Here is a 676-nt window from a genome sequence, read left to right on the forward strand (position 1 = left end):
GTTTCTATCACTTTTAAAAACTTATCCGAAGCATTGCCATGTTCGCGTATTGCCTTCAATACGGTCGGACAGGATGCAATCCCCTTTTCACTCAAAAACGCTTTGATTTTATCGGCTTCAAACGCTTTTTCGCCCTGCTTTTGAAAATGCGCCGCATCGCCGAAAAACACCAGCCCATACACACGCCACATATCGTTTTGAAAATTCGGATAATGAAACTGCATCGCGTGTTTTTCTTCTTTAGGCGGAAACGTCCCCATCATCATGACCGTTGCCTGCGGAGGCAACAAGGCTGCGAAGGGGTGGGACTCAACGATTGACTCTTGCATATCTGTATTCCGGTTGTTTTTCATTCAAACAAATTTTCAGACGGCCTTTACTGCCTGAATAAACGCCGCCATTTTCTCCCTGCTCTTAACCCCGCCGGAGATCTCCACGCCGCCGGACACATCCACCGCCGCCGCGCCACTGATTTTTACCGCTTCGGCAACGTTTTCCGCAGTCAATCCGCCGGCAAGTATCCACGGTTTGCCGATATTGCCGTGCAACATGGTCCAATCGAAACTTTGTCCCGTACCGCCGTATTCGGTCGGATGATAAGCATCAAACAACAAGGCGCGTGCATTCGGAAATTTGGCACAGGCCGTCTGAATATCGGCTGCGGACTGTACACGCA

General features: G+C 49.9%; 1 protein-coding gene and 1 pseudogene. Both read right to left on the bottom strand.

Annotation, left to right across the window (positions count from 1 at the left end):
• A pseudogene (locus tag ACTHUR_RS14600) lies at positions 1–329 on the bottom strand (DNA glycosylase); the annotation flags it as partial.
• A 36-nt stretch (positions 330–365) separates the two neighbouring features.
• Positions 366–676, bottom strand: a 311-nt coding sequence (locus tag ACTHUR_RS14605) for a phosphoribosylanthranilate isomerase (protein ID WP_440399305.1), incomplete at its 5' end; no start/stop codon positions are given.

The organism is Neisseria sp. P0021.S007 (genome assembly GCF_051956855.1).